Origin of the sequence: Desulfotignum phosphitoxidans DSM 13687 (assembly GCF_000350545.1) — a bacterium.
GTDB classification, from domain to species: Bacteria; Desulfobacterota; Desulfobacteria; order Desulfobacterales; family Desulfobacteraceae; genus Desulfotignum; species Desulfotignum phosphitoxidans.
The window spans coordinates 26,344-45,151 of the sequence record NZ_APJX01000006.1 but is presented as its reverse complement, the minus strand read 5'-3'; the positions used below and the strand labels follow the sequence as shown (position 1 = coordinate 45,151).

19 protein-coding genes are annotated in these 18,808 nt (G+C 53.4%); 13 read left to right on the top strand and 6 right to left on the bottom strand.

All coding sequences use genetic code 11. The features are described from left to right. Positions 1-106: 106 nt before the first annotated feature. From DPO_RS13890 to DPO_RS13880, 4 genes are all read left to right on the top strand, one after another. The gene (locus DPO_RS13890) at positions 107-682 is read left to right on the top strand and encodes a GrpB family protein (RefSeq protein ID WP_006966646.1); all 576 of its coding nucleotides are present in this window, start codon (positions 107-109) and stop codon (positions 680-682) included. A 281-nt stretch (positions 683-963) separates the two neighbouring features. After that, positions 964-1,239, top strand: coding sequence for a type II toxin-antitoxin system RelE/ParE family toxin (locus tag DPO_RS24625; RefSeq protein WP_006966645.1), 276 nt, complete (start codon positions 964-966; stop codon positions 1,237-1,239). Between the two features lie 12 nt (positions 1,240-1,251). Further along, positions 1,252-1,551 (top strand): HigA family addiction module antitoxin, encoded by a 300-nt coding sequence (locus DPO_RS13885; protein ID WP_006966644.1) that lies wholly within the window; start codon positions 1,252-1,254, stop codon positions 1,549-1,551. Positions 1,552-1,567: 16 nt separating this feature from the next. Further along, positions 1,568-3,154: a SidJ-related pseudokinase gene (locus tag DPO_RS13880; protein ID WP_160166920.1), complete on the top strand. Its 1,587-nt coding sequence runs from the start codon at positions 1,568-1,570 to the stop codon at positions 3,152-3,154. A gap of 62 nt (positions 3,155-3,216) precedes the next feature. Here DPO_RS13880 and DPO_RS13875 read toward each other — a convergent pair whose 3' ends face one another. The 3 genes from DPO_RS13875 to DPO_RS13865 all read right to left on the bottom strand — a co-directional run bounded on the left by DPO_RS13875 (position 3,217) and on the right by DPO_RS13865 (position 5,992). Beyond that, on the bottom strand, positions 3,217-4,500 hold the full coding sequence (locus tag DPO_RS13875; RefSeq protein WP_006966642.1) for a TRAP transporter large permease: 1,284 nt from the start codon (positions 4,498-4,500) through the stop codon (positions 3,217-3,219). Next, on the bottom strand, positions 4,497-4,934 hold the full coding sequence (locus tag DPO_RS13870; protein ID WP_006966641.1) for a TRAP transporter small permease: 438 nt from the start codon (positions 4,932-4,934) through the stop codon (positions 4,497-4,499). The genes DPO_RS13875 and DPO_RS13870 overlap by 4 nt, the downstream gene beginning before the upstream one ends. Positions 4,935-5,005: 71 nt before the next feature. Continuing rightward, positions 5,006-5,992 carry a TRAP transporter substrate-binding protein gene (locus DPO_RS13865; protein WP_006966640.1) on the bottom strand — a complete coding sequence of 329 codons (987 nt, stop codon included), beginning with the start codon at positions 5,990-5,992 and terminating at the stop codon, positions 5,006-5,008. 107 nt (positions 5,993-6,099) lie between these two features. On the opposite strand from DPO_RS13865, the gene DPO_RS13860 reads away from it, so the two are divergent. From DPO_RS13860 to DPO_RS13820, 9 genes are all read left to right on the top strand, one after another. Continuing rightward, positions 6,100-7,020, top strand: a complete 921-nt coding sequence (locus tag DPO_RS13860) for a nitroreductase family protein (protein WP_006966639.1) — start codon at positions 6,100-6,102, stop codon at positions 7,018-7,020. Between the two features lie 76 nt (positions 7,021-7,096). Continuing rightward, positions 7,097-7,720 (top strand): isochorismatase family protein, encoded by a 624-nt coding sequence (locus DPO_RS13855; protein ID WP_006966638.1) that lies wholly within the window; start codon positions 7,097-7,099, stop codon positions 7,718-7,720. Positions 7,721-7,913: 193 nt separating this feature from the next. Continuing rightward, the gene (locus DPO_RS13850) at positions 7,914-9,350 is read left to right on the top strand and encodes a TolC family protein (RefSeq protein ID WP_006966637.1); all 1,437 of its coding nucleotides are present in this window, start codon (positions 7,914-7,916) and stop codon (positions 9,348-9,350) included. Positions 9,351-9,355: 5 nt separating this feature from the next. Then, positions 9,356-10,351 (top strand): HlyD family secretion protein, encoded by a 996-nt coding sequence (locus DPO_RS13845; protein ID WP_006966636.1) that lies wholly within the window; start codon positions 9,356-9,358, stop codon positions 10,349-10,351. Then, positions 10,338-11,522 (top strand): ABC transporter permease, encoded by a 1,185-nt coding sequence (locus DPO_RS13840; protein ID WP_006966635.1) that lies wholly within the window; start codon positions 10,338-10,340, stop codon positions 11,520-11,522. The genes DPO_RS13845 and DPO_RS13840 overlap by 14 nt, the downstream gene beginning before the upstream one ends. Beyond that, positions 11,519-12,694 carry an ABC transporter permease gene (locus DPO_RS13835; protein WP_006966634.1) on the top strand — a complete coding sequence of 392 codons (1,176 nt, stop codon included), beginning with the start codon at positions 11,519-11,521 and terminating at the stop codon, positions 12,692-12,694. Before DPO_RS13840 ends, DPO_RS13835 begins: the two co-directional genes overlap by 4 nt. A 48-nt stretch (positions 12,695-12,742) precedes the next feature. Continuing rightward, a complete protein-coding gene (locus DPO_RS13830) occupies positions 12,743-14,473 on the top strand; it encodes a dipeptidase (RefSeq protein WP_006966633.1) in 1,731 nt (576 codons plus the stop codon). A gap of 91 nt (positions 14,474-14,564) precedes the next feature. Continuing rightward, a complete protein-coding gene (locus DPO_RS13825; RefSeq protein ID WP_006966632.1) occupies positions 14,565-14,939 on the top strand; it encodes a rhodanese-like domain-containing protein in 375 nt (124 codons plus the stop codon). A gap of 75 nt (positions 14,940-15,014) precedes the next feature. Then, positions 15,015-15,764 carry a sulfite exporter TauE/SafE family protein gene (locus tag DPO_RS13820; RefSeq protein WP_006966631.1) on the top strand — a complete coding sequence of 250 codons (750 nt, stop codon included), beginning with the start codon at positions 15,015-15,017 and terminating at the stop codon, positions 15,762-15,764. Between the two features lie 149 nt (positions 15,765-15,913). Here DPO_RS13820 and DPO_RS13815 read toward each other — a convergent pair whose 3' ends face one another. From DPO_RS13815 to DPO_RS13805, 3 genes are all read right to left on the bottom strand, one after another. Beyond that, the gene (locus DPO_RS13815; RefSeq protein WP_006966630.1) at positions 15,914-16,216 is read right to left on the bottom strand and encodes an addiction module antidote protein; all 303 of its coding nucleotides are present in this window, start codon (positions 16,214-16,216) and stop codon (positions 15,914-15,916) included. 1,158 nt (positions 16,217-17,374) lie between these two features. Continuing rightward, the gene (locus DPO_RS24010; RefSeq protein WP_006966629.1) at positions 17,375-18,064 is read right to left on the bottom strand and encodes a class I SAM-dependent methyltransferase; all 690 of its coding nucleotides are present in this window, start codon (positions 18,062-18,064) and stop codon (positions 17,375-17,377) included. A gap of 16 nt (positions 18,065-18,080) precedes the next feature. Beyond that, positions 18,081-18,728: a lysoplasmalogenase gene (locus DPO_RS13805; protein ID WP_006966628.1), complete on the bottom strand. Its 648-nt coding sequence runs from the start codon at positions 18,726-18,728 to the stop codon at positions 18,081-18,083. Between the last annotated feature and the right edge of the window lie 80 nt (positions 18,729-18,808).

Below are 18,808 nucleotides of genomic sequence, written 5' to 3'. Positions count from 1 at the left end.
AAGTCGCTTTGAAAAGCTTTGGATAAACAACCTTTAATATCACGAATAAGTTTTCGGGAAGCTCGTGCAACCAGTGAACTTGTCGTTGGGCGTAATGAAATAAGAGATGGAAACACTTGAAGAAAAGGTTGCCCGGGTTGTGAAGGAAGATGTTGCCGTCGTTCCATACGATCCTCGTTGGCCTGAGCTGTTTAAGGAAGAGAAGGCTCACCTTCTGTCCTGTCTGCCCAAAACGCGGGTCAAACGTATTGAGCACTTCGGCAGTACAGCGGTTCCTGGTCTGGCGGCAAAGCCTATTGTCGATATGCTGGTCGAGGTAACCTCACTGGATGAAACCAGGCAAAAGGTTCCCCCGATACTCGAGCCAAAGGGATACGACTTCTTTTGGCGGCCAATGTGGGGCGACGACACGCCGCCCTTCTATGCATGGTTCATCAAACGGGATGCAGGCGGAAACAGAACCCACCATATTCACATGGTCGAAGCACATTTCGAGCTTTGGGATCGGCTGCTCTTTCGGGACTACCTCATTGAACATCCGCACGTGGCAAAGGATTATGGCAATCTCAAACGGAAATTGTCCAATACCCATGCCAATGATCGGGTCGCATACACAAAGGCGAAGACGGACTTTATTGTCCGGATCACCAACATTGCCAAAGCATACTACATGGAGGCCTAACCTGTCAGCTCAGGTGACAGTCAGGGCCGATTCGGTTTAGGAGAGGCTGGATCAAAAAACGATTCATTATCATTTATGAGATTTGGCAGCATTGCCAAATCTCATAAATGCCGATTTATCCCCTCTGTAATTTCCAGCTCGGTAAAATTGTTAAAAAATAATGTGCTGCGCGCAATGGATGCGCTACATCCCCTATATTCCCCTTCCGGCAGGTGAGGCAATCGTTCTCTTCCTCAAAATACAATGTTTGACATTTAATGTAAGCCGTTATATCTTTAATTATGATAAAAAATTTTAAATGCAAGCGTACAAAATCTCTTTACGAAGGAAAAAGCCCAAAGCAATTCAGAGCTTTTCAGGCGATAGCAGAACGTAGGCTCCAAATGCTTGACAGTGCAGATGAACTGCTTGATTTACGATCTCCACCCGGTAATCGATTTGAAAAACTTGGGGGAGACAGACAAGGGCAGTACAGCATAAGAATCAATAAACAGTGGCGTGTATGCTTTGCATGGTCTGATGAGCCTTACGATGTAGAGATAACAGACTACCATTAGGAGGAACAAATTATGAATAATATGCGAGCAATCCATCCTGGAGAAATAATCAAAGAAGAGTATTTAGAACCATTAAATATGAGTGCTAATGCGCTGGCTGTTGCCTTGCGCGTATCAGCACCTAGAATCAATGATGTGATAAGACAAAAGAGAGGGGTTAGCATTGATACGGCTCTCAGGTTAGCTAGATATTTCAACACCACCCCACAATTCTGGATGAACCTGCAAATCAGTTATGACCTCAAAATTGCCAAACAAAATATGACAAAAATTGAGAATGAAATTATCCCTCTGCAAGCTACCACTGCATGAATCGGTGGCAGATTGTTTGCAGACACGTCCAATCGATGATTGTCACGAACAGACGGAGTTGTGCCGCACCCAGGCCCTGATCAACCGCGGGATCAAAGATTTTTCAGGCGCTTACATGGCGGTCAAATATGTGGCCGGCCACATGGACAAATACCCGGACACCATCGGCGCCGACACGGTGAACACATTGACCGGCCTCATCCGGTCCCCCCGGTTTGAAAAACAGAAGCAGTCGTATTTTCTGTTTCATGAAGCTGCCGAAGCCTTGATCCGGCTTGCCGCCCGGGTTAAAGAACCGTTGTCAAAAAGCATCATTCAGGCACTCAACGATATTTTGTATACCTCTCACGGAAAACGCCTGCGGGCCGTGAACCAGGCCTTAGGAGAGCTGCCATGGGAACCGGCGGCATCCGATCCTTGGGTCATGGATCCTTTGTCTGTTCTGCCGGTAGATCTGAACGGGCTTGTGCCCGGGTCTGCGGCAGAGTTGAAGCAGACCCGATGGCAGGGTCGGAGCCTGATCATCAACACATCCGGCACCGCCTGTGTTGTGCTGAAATTTGCCACCAGCGCCGACAATATCACGGACCTGGCCCGGGAGGCGGCCTGGCTCACCCGACTGCAGAGCTCCGGGGGAGATATGGCTGCCGGCGGTTTTGATACGCCCGTGCCGATTGAATACAAAGGGCACCGGGTGTTTACCATCACCTCTGATCTGCCCGGTGACACCCCTTCTTTCCTGTACAAGCAGCACTGCATTGCGTTTTCGCCCTGCCCCGGCTATTATGAGTACCCCAACGATCCGGGATGTCTCCAACCCATGTCATGGACCCGAGATGTGTTCATCAAAAATGCCCGGATCCTGGGCCAGATGACCGTGAAGGGCATCGTCCATACGGCGTTGATTCCCTTGTTTCATAACCGGGTCCAGCAGCGGCGGCGCAACGATCAGGGGGCGTATTTGTGGGAACATGCCGGCCGTCTGGACCAGTGGCTGGATTCCTGTCAATATCCCAACTTTGCCCGTTCCGGCCCCAGGGATTTCGAACACATCGAACAAATTGATACCGGGGCCGGACTGCGCCATTACATTGGCGAACATCTCTTGAGCTTCATCCTGGTGATCGGTAGTGTTTTCAGAAACAAGGCCCCGGACCGCAGAGGTCTGACTCCGGACGCAACCCCTGAAGACACACGGGATCTGTTTGACGGGGCAGCGTTTGAATCCATGATCGCAGACGTGAGCGAGAATTATTTTAAAGGACTGTGCAAAACGGGCCTGCCCCAAGAGCTCTTGCAGACTATCCCCCGGCTCACCCGTGCATTGATTCAGACCATGGGATATGATGAGCACATGGAGGAAGTGCTGCGGATCCAGGATCAAAACCGGATGGCAGAGGAACAATATCACCAGTTTTTATATCAAAGGGGGGTCAAAATCATACCCCCGAAAGGACAGACGGATATTTTGCTGAGCACCGGCCCCCACCTGGGCGGATTCAATCAAAGCATTTCCGTTCCGGAACTCATTGAATACCTGTTTCGTTTTTCCGCCCTGGCCGTATCTCACTGCTTTCTCAATGGAAAACGAATGTCAGGATGAACGGTTTTGGGTATAACCCATTACATGGATCGTGCAACCTACTTTGGGAAGGATTCCTTTTTTCAATTGCTCCCCACCAGGCCGGACAGCCACAGGGTCAGGGGCGGATAAAAACAGATCAGGGCCAGGTCCACCACCAGCACGATGAGAAACGGCACCACCCGGCGGCTCACGGCGCTGATGCGGTCCCCGGAAATGGAGGCGGACACGATCAGGCAGATGCCCATGGGCGGGGTGAGCATGCCGATGGCCAGGTTGGCCACCACGATGACCCCCAGCTGGATCAGGTCGATCCCCAGGGCCGGGAGCATGGCCGTGATCATGGGCACCAGCAGGATCAGGGCCGCCGTGGTTTCCACAAACACCCCAGCCGCCAGGAGCACCAGGTTCACCATCATGAGCAGCAGCACGGGGTTGTCCGTCCAGGTCAAAAGCGTGCCGGCCAGGGCCGCCGGGATATCTTCCATGGCCGCGATCCAGGAAAACACGGATGCCGTGGCAATGATGAACATCACCACGGATGCGGTGATGGAGGCCTGGGTGAAAATGGGGACCAGGTCTTTGATCCCGATCTGCCGGTACACGGTCATGGACACCCCCAGGGCATAGACCACGGCCACAGCTGCGGATTCCGTGGCCGTGAAAATGCCGGACAGGATTCCGCCCAGGATGATTATGGGTGCCCCTAAAGCCAGAAACGCCCGCTTGAAAGAGACAATGATCTGCCGCACGGAAAAAACGGCCCCCGGCGCATACCCGTTTTTCTTTGCCACCAGGGTGGATACCGTGATCAGGGACACGCCGATAAGCAGGCCCGGCAGAATGCCCGCAGCAAACAGCCGGGAGATGCTGGCGCCTGTGAGAAACCCGAAAATGATCATGGGAATGGACGGCGGAATCACCACCCCGAGGGACCCGCCCGAGGCCTGGACGGCGGCGGAAAAATCAGACGGATACCCGGACCGCTTCATGGCCGGGATCAGCACGGCCCCCACGGCGGCCGTGTCGGCGGCCGCAGATCCGGAAATCCCGGCAAAAAACATGGCCGACACAATGGACACGGCGGCCAGCCCGCCGGGCAGCCATCCGGTCAAGGCATTGGCAAAATCGATGAGCCGCTGGGAAATCCCGCCTTTTTCCATGAGTGTGCCGGCATACATGAACAGCGGCACGGCCATGAGATGAAACGAGTCTGTGCCCGCCACCATGCGCTGGACCACCATCATCAATGAAAAGTCTCCCTGCACGGCAATGGCGGCCAGGGATGCCGTGCCGATGGCAATGGCAATGGGGGTGTTGATCATAAACAGAAAAAACAGGGTCAGGATCAGCAGTTCCGTGGTCATCCGGTCTGCTCCGTTTTTTCATTCATCTCCGTGTCAAACACCCGGCATATTCCGGCCAGGCAGTGCACCAGGAAAATGGCCCCGCTTGCCGGGACCACGGCCATGATGATCCATTTGGAAATCCCTGTGGCCGGAAAGATCTGAAGCCGGACAAACCAGGCGAACTGGGTGCCGCTGACCACCATCACGGTAAACAGCACGGCCCCGGCCAGATACGCTGCCAGGGCGGCCCCGGTTTTCCATATCGCCGGCAGCCGCCGCACCAGGCTGTCCACCCCGGGATGGACCCCGTGACAATAGGCCACGGTCGCGCCCAAAAACGACAGCCAGATCAGCAGAAACCGGGCCAGTTCCTCGGACCAGAACAAAGAATGATTGAACATATACCGGGATACCACCTGGAGAGCCACCACCAGGGCCATGACCATGCCCATGACGCACACCAGCCCTTTGACCCAATGGTTCAGTTTTTGGCTGATCTCTGGGATATATGCGGGGATCTGTTTTATTTGACGGCCTCCAGCATCCGGATCAGCAAATCCTGAACCCGGGGGGCCTGATACAGGTCCAGATCCTTGAGCCCGGCCACCCGCTTCCGAAAGGCATCCACATCCGGATCATCCGCCACCTGCATGCCTTTTTCCCGGACCAGGGCCAGCCGGGCCGCGTTTTTTTCCCGGTTGTCTTTGCGCTGGAACCGGGCCGCCTCCACGGCCGCTTCTGTTATCAATGTCTGGTCCGCTGCCGGCAGGCCGTTGAACCAGTTCAGCGAGGCCACATTGATGTGCGGGGAATACACGTGCCGGGTCAGGGTCATAAATTTCTGGATTTCATAGAATTTGTATACTTCCATCACCCACAGAGGGTTTTCCTGGCCGTCGATCACGCCCTGTTCCAGTTCCGTGTAGATGGGCCAGGGCATGGGTGTGGGATTGGCGCCCAGCGCCTGCCAGATCGCCTTGTGAAGGGCCGAAGACATCACCCGGATCTTCAGGCCTTTGACCTGGTCCGGCCCGGTCACGGCCCGCTTGCTGTTGGTGAGGTTCCGGAACCCGTTTTCCGAAAAGCACAGCCCCTTGAACCCGGAAGTCTCCAGGCTTTTCAGGATTTCGTCCCCCAAAGGCCCGTCCAGGATCCGGTCGGCCTGGTCATGGTCTTTGAACAGAAACGGATAGTTGATCACCCGGACAATGGGATCAAAGGTGTCAAACGGCCCGCCCGTGATCACCCCCATGTGGATGGTGCCCATCTGGATCTGCTGAAGGATTTCCGTTTCATTGCCGATGGACGCGGAATGAAATATTTTGACGGTGTACGCCCCGTCTGACCGGGCTTCCACCCGTTTTTTGAACTTTTCCGCCATGATGTTCTGGGCCGCGCCCGGCTTGGTCACCACCCCCAGCTTGATGGCAAACGGGTTGGCAGCCGGGGCCGTGGTGGATATCATCAGCACCAGCATCAGGATCAGGTGAAACAGACCGATTTTCTTCATACCGCCTCCTTTTTGCAACATATGCGCTTGTGTTGTTTTCATGAATGGTCTTTTATTATATGATTCTGATAAAAAATGGTAGGTTTCACCCTGAAAAAAGGATATCCATGAGTTTAACATCTGCTTTTGTGAACATCGACCCGGACCGGTGCACGGGGTGCGGAACTTGTGTCCGTGTCTGCCCCTCAGACATCATTTCCCTGGAAAACCGCACGGCCCATGCCGCCCCGGACACGGACGCGGCAAAATGCCTGGTCTGCGGCCACTGCATGGCGGCCTGCCCGGAAAGTGCCATCCATATCCCGGCACTGGATCCCAGCCAGAACCGGTTTTTTGCCTTTGACCTGGACCCGGCCTGGCTGGCCCCGGGCACGGGGATCCCCACATCAGACCTGGCCCGGCTCATCTGCTCCAGGCGGTCCTGCCGGCACTACAAACAAACGCCCGTGGAAAAAGAAACGCTTCAGGACCTGATCCGGCTGGCTGTCTTCGCCCCGTCCGGCACCAACTCCCAGGCCTGGACTTTTACCTGCCTGACATCCAGATCCCAAGTTCTGGTCCTGGGAAACGCGATTAAGGATTTTTTCAAACGCCTGAACAAAAAAGCGGAAAATGGGCTGCTGCGGAAAGCCCTGGCCCTGGTGGGCGCCAAAACCCTGGACCACTATTACCGAAACTATTATGAATCCGTTAAAACGGCCATCCTTCAGATGGAGACGCAAAACCGGGACCGGCTCTTCCATGGTGCGCCCGCAATCATTCTTATCGGGTCATCCCCCGGGGCTTCCTGCCCCAAAGAAGATGCCCTGCTGGCGGCCGGCAATATCCTGCTGGGGGCCCACACCATGGGGCTTGGCACCTGCCTGATCGGGTATGTGGTGGCACCCATGACCGCAGACCGGTCCATCCAGAAAAAACTGGGAATCCCGGCATCGGAAACCATCCATGCCGCTGTGGCGTTAGGCTATCCCAAAGAAACCTATCAGCGCATCACCGGCAGAAAGCGCCCCGTGATCAGGATGATTTGATTTTCCCGGTTGAAATCAGGGAAGGGAACCCCTATGGTTATGATATGACAACAGCGCAACAAGGAGATGTTTTCCCATGATAGACAGAAAAGAAGAAAACACAGCCGTCCTGGTGGTAGATGTCCAGGGCGATTTTACCCAACTGATGAATGGCAGCCTGGCCGTTGAAGGCACGGACCAGGCCTACCTGGATCAGGTGACCGCGGAAACAAGGCGGCTGAAATCCTTAGGCTTTCCCGTGTTTGCCACCCAGGACTGGCATCCGGCCGATCATATCTCTTTTGTGACCATGCATAAAGGCCATGTTCCCTTTGATGTCATCGACCTGAACGGTACCGATCAGATCCTGTGGCCTCCCCACTGCATCCAGAACACCCCGAACGCCGAAGTGCTGGTGGACAACGGCCTGCTTGAGGCGATCGTGAAAAAGGGCATGGATCCCAGATATGATTCCTATTCCGGTTTTTTTGATGACGGGAATCATGACACGGGTCTGGACGCTTTGCTCAAAACCCATGGCATCACTGATCTGATCATGTTCGGGCTGACCACGGATTACTGCGCCCGGGCAACGGCCATGGACGCCCGGTCCCTCGGGTATGGGGTCAGACTCATCCGGAACCTGTGCCGGGGCGTGGCCCCGGACACCACCGGAACGGCGATCGAAAAAATGGCTGACGTCGGGGTGGTGATGGTGTGAATTTTTTTTCGGACCTGGGGCTGCACACCCGTGTCATTGACAGGGTGCCGCCGTCATAATCGGATATATCATTGAGACTCCTTTTCAATGCCGGATCCAGCAAGTGGAACCGTTTTTTCGGTAAAAAAAGTTGAAACACCAAAGAAAATACGTATACTGAACAATTTAGAATCATCTGGAGAATGTAGTTTCAATGATAGACAGAAAACAAGACCATACCGCCGGAGGGGGCATTTTTGCTGCCCAAAAAGCCTGGCAAGTCGTTGCGCTTATGGGTTTTTTTCTTCTGGGTCAGGTATCCACCCCGGCATTTTCCGGGGAATCCCTGACCTTTTCCCAGGCCCTGGACATGATGGTTTCCCGGAATGAGTCCGTTTTAAGCGCGGCTTCCGAGGTGGAACAAAAGGAATACGAGGCAAAAGCCACCCGGGGATTGAATTTTCCCGAAGTAACCCTCAGCGGCCAGTTTGTCCGGATCAATGACGTCATTGACCTGGATCTGAATCCCATCAGGGACGTGATTCTGGCGTTGCATCCGGCCGTCCCTTCAGCCGCGGTTCCCTTGTTTCACGAAACGGTTCAGGAAGACACCTTTTTCAAGTCACAGCTGAACGTCACCTGGCCGGTGTACACGGGGGGAAAGATTTCAGCGGCCCAGCGCGCTGCGGATGCCGGGGTGCGGGAATCAGCGGCAAAACTGGACCAGACCAGAGACACGCTCACCTCGGAACTGGTTAAATTTTATTATGCCGTCCGGCTGGCCGATCAGGTGTATCAGATCCGCCGGGAGGTCGTGGATGCCCTGGATCAGCATGTGTTTCAGGCCCGGCGGCTGCAGGAAGAAGGATTTATTGCCAGAACCGAGGTGCTTCATGCCCAGGTGGCCCAGGCCCGGGCGGAAAGGGAACGCAAGGCATCGCTCCGGGACCTGGATCTGGCAAAAATAGCGCTTGCCAACATTCTGGCTGCAAAAAATCCCGTCATCCCGGTTTCTCCGTTGTTTCTTTTGCCGTCCGTTGACCCGGAAGCCGCTTTTATCAGGCAGGCCCGGGATCACCATCCCGCCATCGCCCGCATCGAGGCCGTGAGAGACAGGGCCGGGGAAAACCTGAAGGCCGCCAGATCTGAACGGTATCCAACCGTATATCTTTTCGGTACCCGGGAACTTTACGAAAATGATTTGACAGTTCTGGACCCGGCCTGGTCCATCGGTGCCGGGGTCAATGTCACCCTTTTTGACGGGGGGGCCAGGGCCGGCAAGATCGCGGCCGCCCGAAACATAGAGAACCAGGCGGAGTTGATGCAGCGCAAACTGGCCAGAGACCTGGAAACCCTGGTGTCTTCCCGCTACCAGGAAATGATGAAAGCCAGTGAGCAGTATGATTCCCTGCAGTCTTCCGTGGATCTTGCAAAAGAAAATATCCGCGCCAGAAATCGTTCTTTTGAAGAAGGCCTGGCCACATCACTGGATGTGGTCGACGCACAGCTCTCATTGTCTGAAACCCGGGTGGAAAGACTGCTGGCTGCTTACAATTTTGACGTTGCATTGGCCCGGCTCCTGGAAGCATGCGGCCGTGGAACAAAATTCCCCCAGTACCTGGCAGGAAACATGATGGAGGTGGAACATTGAAACGCATGCGGACAATATTGGAGCCGCTGATCGGTCTTCTTGTCTTGATCGGTATCGTCTGGGGCCTGACCCTGTACCTGCAGGAACCCGAAATTCAATACATACAGGGGGAGGTCGATGCCACCCAGGTCAACCTGGCGGTCAAAATCGCCGGGCGGGTTTCTGACGTGTTTGTGAAAGAAGGGGAGTACGTCCAAAAGGGAACCAGCCTTCTGCGGCTGGACAGCCCGGAAATCACAGCCAGGCTCACCCAGGCTTCCTCGGCCCGAAAAGCCGCTTCCGCCCAAAAGGACAAGGCAGACGCCGGGGCCCGGAGCCAGGAAGTGGACGCGGCCATGAATCTGTGGATACAGGCCCGGGAAGCTGCGGAACTGGCTGAAAAGACATACCGGCGCATCAACCGCCTGTATGCGGACGGCATTGTTCCGGGACAGCGGCAGGATGAGGCCGAAGCCAGGTGGAAAGCCGCTGAAGCCGCAGCTGCTGCGGCCCGTTCCCAGTATGACATGGCGCTGGAAGGAACCAGAAAGGAAGACCGCCAGGCCGCTTCTGCCATGGTTGACCAGGCCCGGGGAGCCGTGACGGAAGTGGAAACCTATCTGGATGAAACCCGCTTGAAAACCCCTTTGAGCGGGGAAGTGATCCATTTGCTGGCTGATCCCGGGGAGGTGGTCAATGCCGGCTACCCCGTGGTCACCATCCTGGACCTGGATGATATCTGGATCACCTTTAATATCAGGGAAGATCACCTGGCAGGCATGGAAATGGGCCGGGTGTTTCCAGTGTTTGTCCCCGCCCTGGGCGACAAAACGTTTGAAGTAAAGATAAGCTATATTGCCCCGCTGGGTGATTATGCCACCTGGAGAGCCACCAGCGCATCCGGTGGATTCGATCTTAAGACGTTCGAACTCAGGGCCAGGCCCCTGGACCTTATCATCGGGCTGCGGCCGGGCATGAGCGTCCTGGTTTCCCGAAAGGACCTTCCCGATGCCCGCAAATGAGGGCCGAACCGGATTTCTGGCCGTATTTGCCCGGGAATTCTCGCATATCCGGCAGCACGCCCGATATCCTTTGGCCATGTTCGTGTTTCCTTTGCTTTCGTTCATCCTGATCTGGGGCCTGTTTTCCGAGCCCTATCCCCGTGAACTTCCCGTGGCTGTGGTGGATCTGGATCACTCAAAACTGTCCCGTTCCCTGATCAGGGCCGTCGACGCATCCCCCGAGATCCGGGTCGCTTTTCAGGCAGCTGATCCTGTTGAGGCAAAGAACCTGATGCTGGAGGGCGCCGTCTATGCCTGGCTGCACATCCCTAAGGCCCTGGAAAAAGACATCCTGGAAGGAAAAGGCGGGGATGTCACCGGTTTCATCAACACCCAGATGCTGCTTCCGGGAAGCATGGTTTCAAGCAGCCTCCAGGCAACGGTTTCCACCCTGTCCGCCGGCCTGAATATCCGTTCCCGGATGCAGGGCGGTGCCATGCCGGAAAAGGCAATGGACCTTTTAGATCCCGTACGAATCGACCGCCATGTCCTGTTCAATCCCCAGCTCAACTACATGTACTTTCTTTCGGCGGCCCTTTGTCCCACTTTTCTGCAGATTTTTGTCCTGATGGTTACGGTGATGGCTTTAGGCAGCGAATTTAAAAACCGGACCGCAGAACACTGGCTCAAGACGGCCGGGGGAAGTGTCTGGTGGGCGATCACGGGTAAGCTGGCCGTCTATTTTCTGTGTTTCAGCCTGGTGGGGCTGATCATGCTGGCAGTCATATTTCCGGGTTTTGGCGTGCCTTTGCGGGGATCTTGTGCCGTTTTGATGGCCGGTACCCTGATCCTGATCCTGGCCTATATGGCATGCGCACTGGTCCTGGTATATCTTTTTCCCAGCCTGCGCATGGCCCTGAGTGCGGCGTCTTTTTTTTCCGGCACGGCATTCGCGTTTGTGGGCATCACTTTTCCGGTGGAGGGGATGCCGGCCCTGGGCAAAGCCTGGAGCAGTCTGCTTCCTTTAACCCATTACCTGCACCTGTTCCAGGAACAAACCCTGCGCCAGGCCCCGATATCCCTGTCTGTCCCTGATCTGTTGATCATGCTTGGATTCGTTGGCGCAGGCTATTGTCTGATTCCTTTTTTCAAACGCCACATGACGGACAGCCGTTACTGGGGAAAAGCATGATCAGACACCTGTTTTGCAATATCTTTGCGGAACTGAACGCTATATTCAGGGACCCCGGGGTATTGATCATCATGGTCGGTGCCGTTGTATTCTACTCGTTTGTATATCCTTTGCCCTATTCCAGTGAGGTGTTGAAACAGGTGCCGCTGTCCATTGTTGACTATGATCGTTCAGCGTTGAGCCGGCAGCTGGTGAGAATGACCGATGCGTCGGAATTGTTACGGGTGGTTTCCCGGGACCCGGACATGGAGGCGGCCCGCCGGAAAATTCAGGCAGGCAGATCCAGCGGCATACTGGTCATACCGGACGGATTTGAAAAAGAGGTGCTGCAGGGCCGGAAAACAACGGTGTCCGCCTATGTGGATGCCACCTATTTCCTGGTTTACCGGCAGGCCATGACCGGACTTGTCACAACGGTCCGGACCCTGTCGGCCGGGATCGAAGTGAGCCGTTTCAAGGCTGGAGGTTGGTCCAATGAAAAAGCCCTGACAGACCGGTCTCCCCTCAATCTGATCAGCCGGTCTCTGTTCAATTCCCATATGGGCTATGCCACCTATATTGTCCCGGCGGTTCTGCTCCTGCTCCTCCAGCAGACCATGCTCATCGGCATCGGTATGCTTTCCGGCACGCGCCGGGAACACCGGCAGGAAAAAAAGGCCGTGATCCCGCTCCAGGGAGGCCCCCTGGTCAGAATCCTGGGTCGAACCATTGCCTGCATGGCCCTGTACCTGGTCCATATCTATTTCTTTTACGCGGTCGTGTACCAGATCTGGGATTTTCCTTTGCGGGCCGGATTCCTTGACATGTTTGTGTTCCTGCTTCCGTTCCTGCTGTCCGTGGTCCTGTTGGGGCAGTTTCTGGCCACCTTTTTCAAAAGCAGGGAATCATCCATCATCATGATTGTCTGGAGTTCAATGATTGCCGTTCTGGTTTCCGGATTTTCATGGCCCGTGGAAACCATGCCCCACTGGATCAGGGCGGTTTCCATGCTGCTGCCCAGCACCTGTGGGATTTCAGGCGGCCTTCGAATGGCCCAGATGGGCGCGTCGTTCAGCCATGTCATGAACGAGTGGTTATGCATGTGGGGCTTGAGCCTGTTTTATCTGGTCCTGGCCTGGATCAGTACCCGGGTCCTGGCAAAAGTGCCTGAAAAAGAGTCGTTAACAAGTTGACTTTATTTTGAAAAATTTTTTAACCACAAGGGGGTTGCAGTGAAGAACATGATATTTTTAACAACCATTATTATGGTGCTTGGGGTTTCATCCCCGGCATATAACTGCACCACGACCATTACGGGCAGGGATGCGTCAGCCGACGGCTCGGTGATGGTGTCCCACACGGATGACGGCATGGGAGATGCCCGGGTCGTGTACGTGCCGGCCATGGATCATCCCGAAGGTTCGCTCAGGCCGGTATTTTATGACAACGCAGCCATGGGGTATCTGCCTCAATGGGGCGGGTCCCAGACGCACCGCCTGGTCACGGATACCCGTGGCCCGGGGTACCGCGTAAACAACGAGACGCCCAGCGTTCCTCTGGGCTATATTCCTCAGGTGGCACATACATATGCCTATATCGATGCCAACTACGGGATCATGAACGAGCACCAGGTTTCCATCGGGGAGTGTACGGACAAGGCCAAAGTCCATCCCATGCCGGAACCGGGGAAACGCATTTTTTATTCCTCGGAACTTTCCAGAGTGGCTCTGGAGCGTTCCAGGACAGCCCGGGAAGCCGTGAAGCTGATGGGTGAACTGATAGATACATATGGGTATTACGGCACCGGAGAAACCCTGCTGGTGGCTGATCCGCAAGAGGGCTGGGTCTTTGAAATGGCCGGATATGACATGAACGGCACAGACGGGGTCTGGGTTGCGCAAAGAGTGCCGGATGACGGTTTCTTTGTGGCGGCCAACCAGTTCCGGATCAGGGACATCCGAAAGGATGACAAGGATATGATTTATTCCGCAAACATCTTTGATGTGGCGCGCACCAAGGGCTGGTGGCAGCCTGAGAAAGGTCTTCTGGATTGGGCCGAAGTGTACGGGGACGGGGAATTTCATCACCCCTATTATTCGTTGCGCCGGGTCTGGCGGGCCCAGTCACTGGCGGCACCTTCCCTGAACCTTTTGGCCTGGGTGGACGGCCCTTTTACCCGGGCGTATCCTTTTGCAGTCACACCTGACCAAAAACTGACCCCTCAGGATGTCTTTGCCATTCACAGGGACAATTACGAAGGCACTGAGTTTGATCTGACAAAAGGGCTGGCGGCCGGACCGTTTGGAAACCCCAACCGGTTTGAAGGCGGGGCCGAAAGCACCATGAACAAGGAGGGCAGCCTGTCTGATCTGGAAGGCGATTTTGAACGTCCCCTGAATATTTACCGGTGTGCTTATGCCTATGTGAATCAATCCAGGCGCTGGCTGCCGGACCTGGTGGGCGGCGTGGTCTGGTACGGGGCCGATCGTCCGGCCACGTCCGTGTTGATGCCGTTTTATCCGGCAGGACAGGGTCTTCCTGATTCAGTACAGACCATGGACGTTCTGACCTTTGATCGCAACAGCATGTGGACGGCTTTCAATTATGTGGCCAATTATGCCATGCTCAAGTATGAGTATATGATTCAGGATATCAGGGCTGAACAGAACCGGTTCGAGTCCAGGGCCTTTGGTTCGCAGCAGGGTGTGGAGGCAAAGGCGGTGAACCTGCTGGAAGATGGAAAAAAGGAAAAGGCCAAAGCCTTGCTCAGTCAGTATACCAAAGGGAATGCAGACGAGATTTTTGAGGCCTGGTGGGATCTTTCAACGCATTTGTATGTCAAGTACAATGACGGGTACATCAATACCGAAGATCAGATTGCCCAGCCTGTTTTTTATCCGGCGTGGTGGCTCAAAGCCGTGGGATATGAGGACGGACCCACATCATACGGTAACCCGTCCGGCAATAATTAACAGAATGGAAAAGAATCCTTCCTAAAATTGATCGGCACGGTATCGTCAAAAAAGAATAAAATAAAAAATGCAAATTAAGGAGTTTCGTAAAATGGATGAGTTGAATCAGGTATTCAAGGAAATGGATTTTCAGTTCTTCGGTTCAGGAGAACACGGCATGAGCATCGACGGAATGCGCAAAGTGCTGAACAACGATCATTTTGTGTTTTTAGATGTCCGGACACACGAGGAAGTGAAATACCAGTCTTTTCCCTTTGCTCTGCATATTCCCTTGAATGAGATGCCGGACCGCTTGAACGAAGTCCCTAAGGACAAATGTGTCATCGCCTTCTGTTCTTCAGTATTCAGGGGAGCGATGGCCTATACTTACCTTCTGGCCAATGGGTATGAGGAAGTGAAGGGACTGACAGCGCCTTGTGAAGATATGGCTTTGGCCTTTAAACCCGGCCCTTTGGCTAAAATGTAGTAAAATTTCCATGCCGGCAGTGCAGAAAAAAGATCTGCCTGTCGGCATTTCTCCTGTCGTAAAGGACTGTTAGAGATGGAATCCCATATTCTGATCATTGTTTTTCTTTCATTCGGCCTGAGTTTTATTTTCGCCCTGGGGGGCGTGGGTTCAGCAGTTGTCCTTATTCCTGCCTTATCCTGGATCGGTGTCCCTTTTAACCTGGCACGCACCACGGGGCTCTTTGTCAACTGCGTGAGCATGCTCGGAGCAACCTGGTCCAATTTCAGGCAAAAGACGCTGGACGTGAAACTGGGGGTGCCCATCATTGTTTCGTCTATAGTAATGGCGCCAGTGGGCGCCTGGGCCGGCCATTTTCTGCCCACACGAACCCTGCTTTTTGTTTTCATCGGGTTTTTGTTTTTTTCCGGTATCATGATGATTTTTTTCAAGGGCGCAAAATATAAAGACCAATACAGGGAAGACCGTCCCGTTGCAGGCCCTCTGGGTGTCGGTCTGCTGGCCGGATTTGTTTCGGGGCTTCTGGGTGTGGGTGGCGGCGGTATCATTTCTCCCCTGATGGTGGTCCAGGGATTCAATCCCAAAAAAGTGGCCATGGTGACGGCTTTTTCAGTCCCTTTTTCATCGTTTTCGGCATTTGTCACCTACGCGGCCATGGGATCGGTGTCCGTTAAAATTCTTGTTTATGCGGGGCTGGCTGCCTGGACCGGGGGCTATCTGGGCACCAGGGTGATGCAGAAAAAAATGAAGCCCCAGAGTGTTAAACGATTGCTGGGAGTCGTTTTAATACTTATCGGGATCAAATTTTTATGGTCCATGGCCTAACCGGGTTATGGACACCGTGATTCTGTCGGAACCGGGAGACTGCAACACTGACCCTGATTCTTCTCCCAAGTGTCGGCATAGCCCTTGTATTGAAGGGAAATACGGAAAGACTGATTGAAACTAATCGGAATTTGCAGGTGCATCGCAGCTCAATGAGTGTTGGCAGGCTGAGCTACCAAACGAACGCCAAGGGCTGCACACACCTTATTAATAGTGTCAAATCGAGGTTTGGCATTCGGTTTAAGCGCTTTATACAAGGCTTCACGGGTTATTCCTGTCGATTTGGCAACTTCGCTCATACCACGAGCCTTGGCAGCTACTCCCAGCGCGTGGGCCAGCTCGGCGGCATCACCGTCTTCAATCACCATGGTGATGTAAGCAGCAATGTCTTCTTCGCTTTTAAGCTGCTCGGCCATATCAAAATCCGGCAGATCTGCAATTCGTTTTTTCATGTTTCAATCCTCCAAAGATGCCTTCCCCCACTGGTTTTACATCACCGAGGTTGCCACGCTGTGCTTTATCGAGACGGCGGCTTAGGCGAAGCCGCGTAATACGGTCTTTCAAGTTGTTCAGCCATTTATCAAATTCGGGCAATGTTTTAACCGTGTACATACAGCATATGTAATCGATCGAATACAATAAGTCAAATAAAATTTAATGCACAAAAGTAATGATACGGCCTCTCCTATGCCGGTTCAAAGCAGTATTACAGGGATAGTATAGGGTGGTCATTCGTCCAAAAACTGGGCCTGTTTTACAAGTAGTCCTCTCTTCAAATTACCTTGCTATGACCTGCCAGAACTTTAGAAATTTAATAAAGATTAGAATGATATCATTTATATTTTGAGGATCTTCTGGCGATCAGCCATCGGATAGTCATTCGAAATGCTTTCCCACAATTCTTTTTTAAGCCTATTTATGCTTTGGGAAAATTCATCTAATACACTGTTTTCAATTTTTTTTGCAAGGCTCACTTGTTCAGTAATTAATTGCTGTAATCGAGTTATTTCTTTCCATGTATTTTCAACGATTGATGTTTCGAAAAAGAAATCGTTTTTGAGATTATTTTTTACTTGCTCCCATGCAAGTTCTCCGGCCTTGCAGACAGACGGAAGATGGTGTAGAAAGAAAATAGTTTGTGTGGGCTTTCCGGCTATCTGCGGAAGTTCACAGTCAAAGCCTGGAGTTGGCGCTCCAGGCTTTTTTATGATTTTGACCTTGAATTATACGAATAAAAATAAAGATTTGATAATCTTTTTTGAATAAAATCTCACAACATAATCAAACCCGCTGCATAATTGCAACAAATCATGATAAAAAAATGTTTTGATTTGGATGGGTATCTTTAATATCTCTCACTGAGGACTATGTGAAAAATGGAATTCTCCCAATGCCAGTATCAGGGTAGTAGACTATTATTAAAAGGCCAGGGTGCTACAATTAAAGCCAAAATGTTTTGTAGGGGAATTCCATCCATCGATAACAGTCGAGATTATCCAATGGTTGACCATAAAGGAACACCAAAATTTTGAGATCAACAGATGACTCAGGTACAGATTTGCAGGCAAATATGTTGGGGCGGCCAGATTGTTTTTTTCCGATGAATCCCTTTACCCGGGGGGGATACATGCCCTGTCAACCTGGCGTTTCTTCAAAGAGAATATGTGGATGCTGTCAAACAGCTGAATCGCCTGCCCTTCTTTAATGTTTCCCCGGAACTGCCGGAGTTTTGCAAGAATTTTGGAGCGGCCCGTGTCATCGGCCGGGGATTGGTCAAATGGATACTGATAAAGGTCTGCCAGGTTATCAAATTCGACAGGCACTGCAAAGTCTTTGTGTCGGATCAGGTCAAACGGACTGTGGCAGATGGCGTGCGCGGCAGATGTCAGGGCGGCGGTTTCGTCATCGAACAGGTGAAAAAACTGCTGAAATTCACCCTTGGCCGAAGGCTCCAGAATGATCACCCGGCCGCCCGGGGCCAACACCCGGTGGGCTTCCAACAATGCCTGCCGGCTGTTCTGGTGATGCAGCGAAAGGATAAAAATGACCCTGTCAAATGACGAATCCCCAAGGGGCATATTTTCCCCGGAACCGATGAAAAACTGGGCATTACCAGACTGCTGCAGCGCTTTGGCGACAGCTTCCCTGTCCGGGTCGATGGCAATATAGCGCCGGGTGTCGCGGGCCAGCATCATGGACAGCCGGCCCTCCCCGCACCCGATCTCCAGGACGGTACAGCCTTCCAGGGCTGCAAGGCTCTGGATCATGGACATCTGCAAATGGTCTTTATCATAAATCATGGGTCGTGTTCCTGTGTCAGACCAGGCCCGTGGAAAAAGCGATCATGAACTGGCCCGCATAATACAGGGGCAGGCCGGCGGATCGGTTGACAAACGCTTTTGTGACAAATCGCTGGCGGGCCACGAAGATGTCGGACACATAAAACAGCAGGGCCCCGCCAAAGACTAAGGCACGGGCTTTGGGATCCAGACCGGGGTTGTTCATGAAAGCGGCAGCACAAATGACCATGGCCGTGATGATGACGATGTAGGCGGTCACGGGAATGCGCATGTCCCCCAGGTGGGGACGCAGCCATAAAAAGACACAGGCACTCAGGCCCAGGCAGATGAGGCCGGCCGTCCATACCAGGGGCCCGGTAACACCCAGGGTCACAAACGCGGCCACATACATGATATGGCCGGCCAGAAACGCGCCCAGGCCGGCGGTAAACACTTTTCGGCTTAAAATAAAAATCAGGCAGACATCGCCGATCAGGCACAGGATCAGGCCGGTCAGGACCAGGGGATAATAGGGGGTATCCGTATGCGGCTGGATCACTGCCGTGACAATGAACAGCACGGACAGCAGCGGTTTGGTGAGCAGCTCACCAATTATGGATTCCTGTCTGGACGCATACAGCAGCCCTGCCAGAAGAGGCACGGCAGCAAAAATGATATAGATCATGACACACCTTTTTTTGTGATTTTATAAGGGTGTTTTAACCATGGGCGGAAAAAAGCGGGGGGTAAAAAAACAGCGGCAGG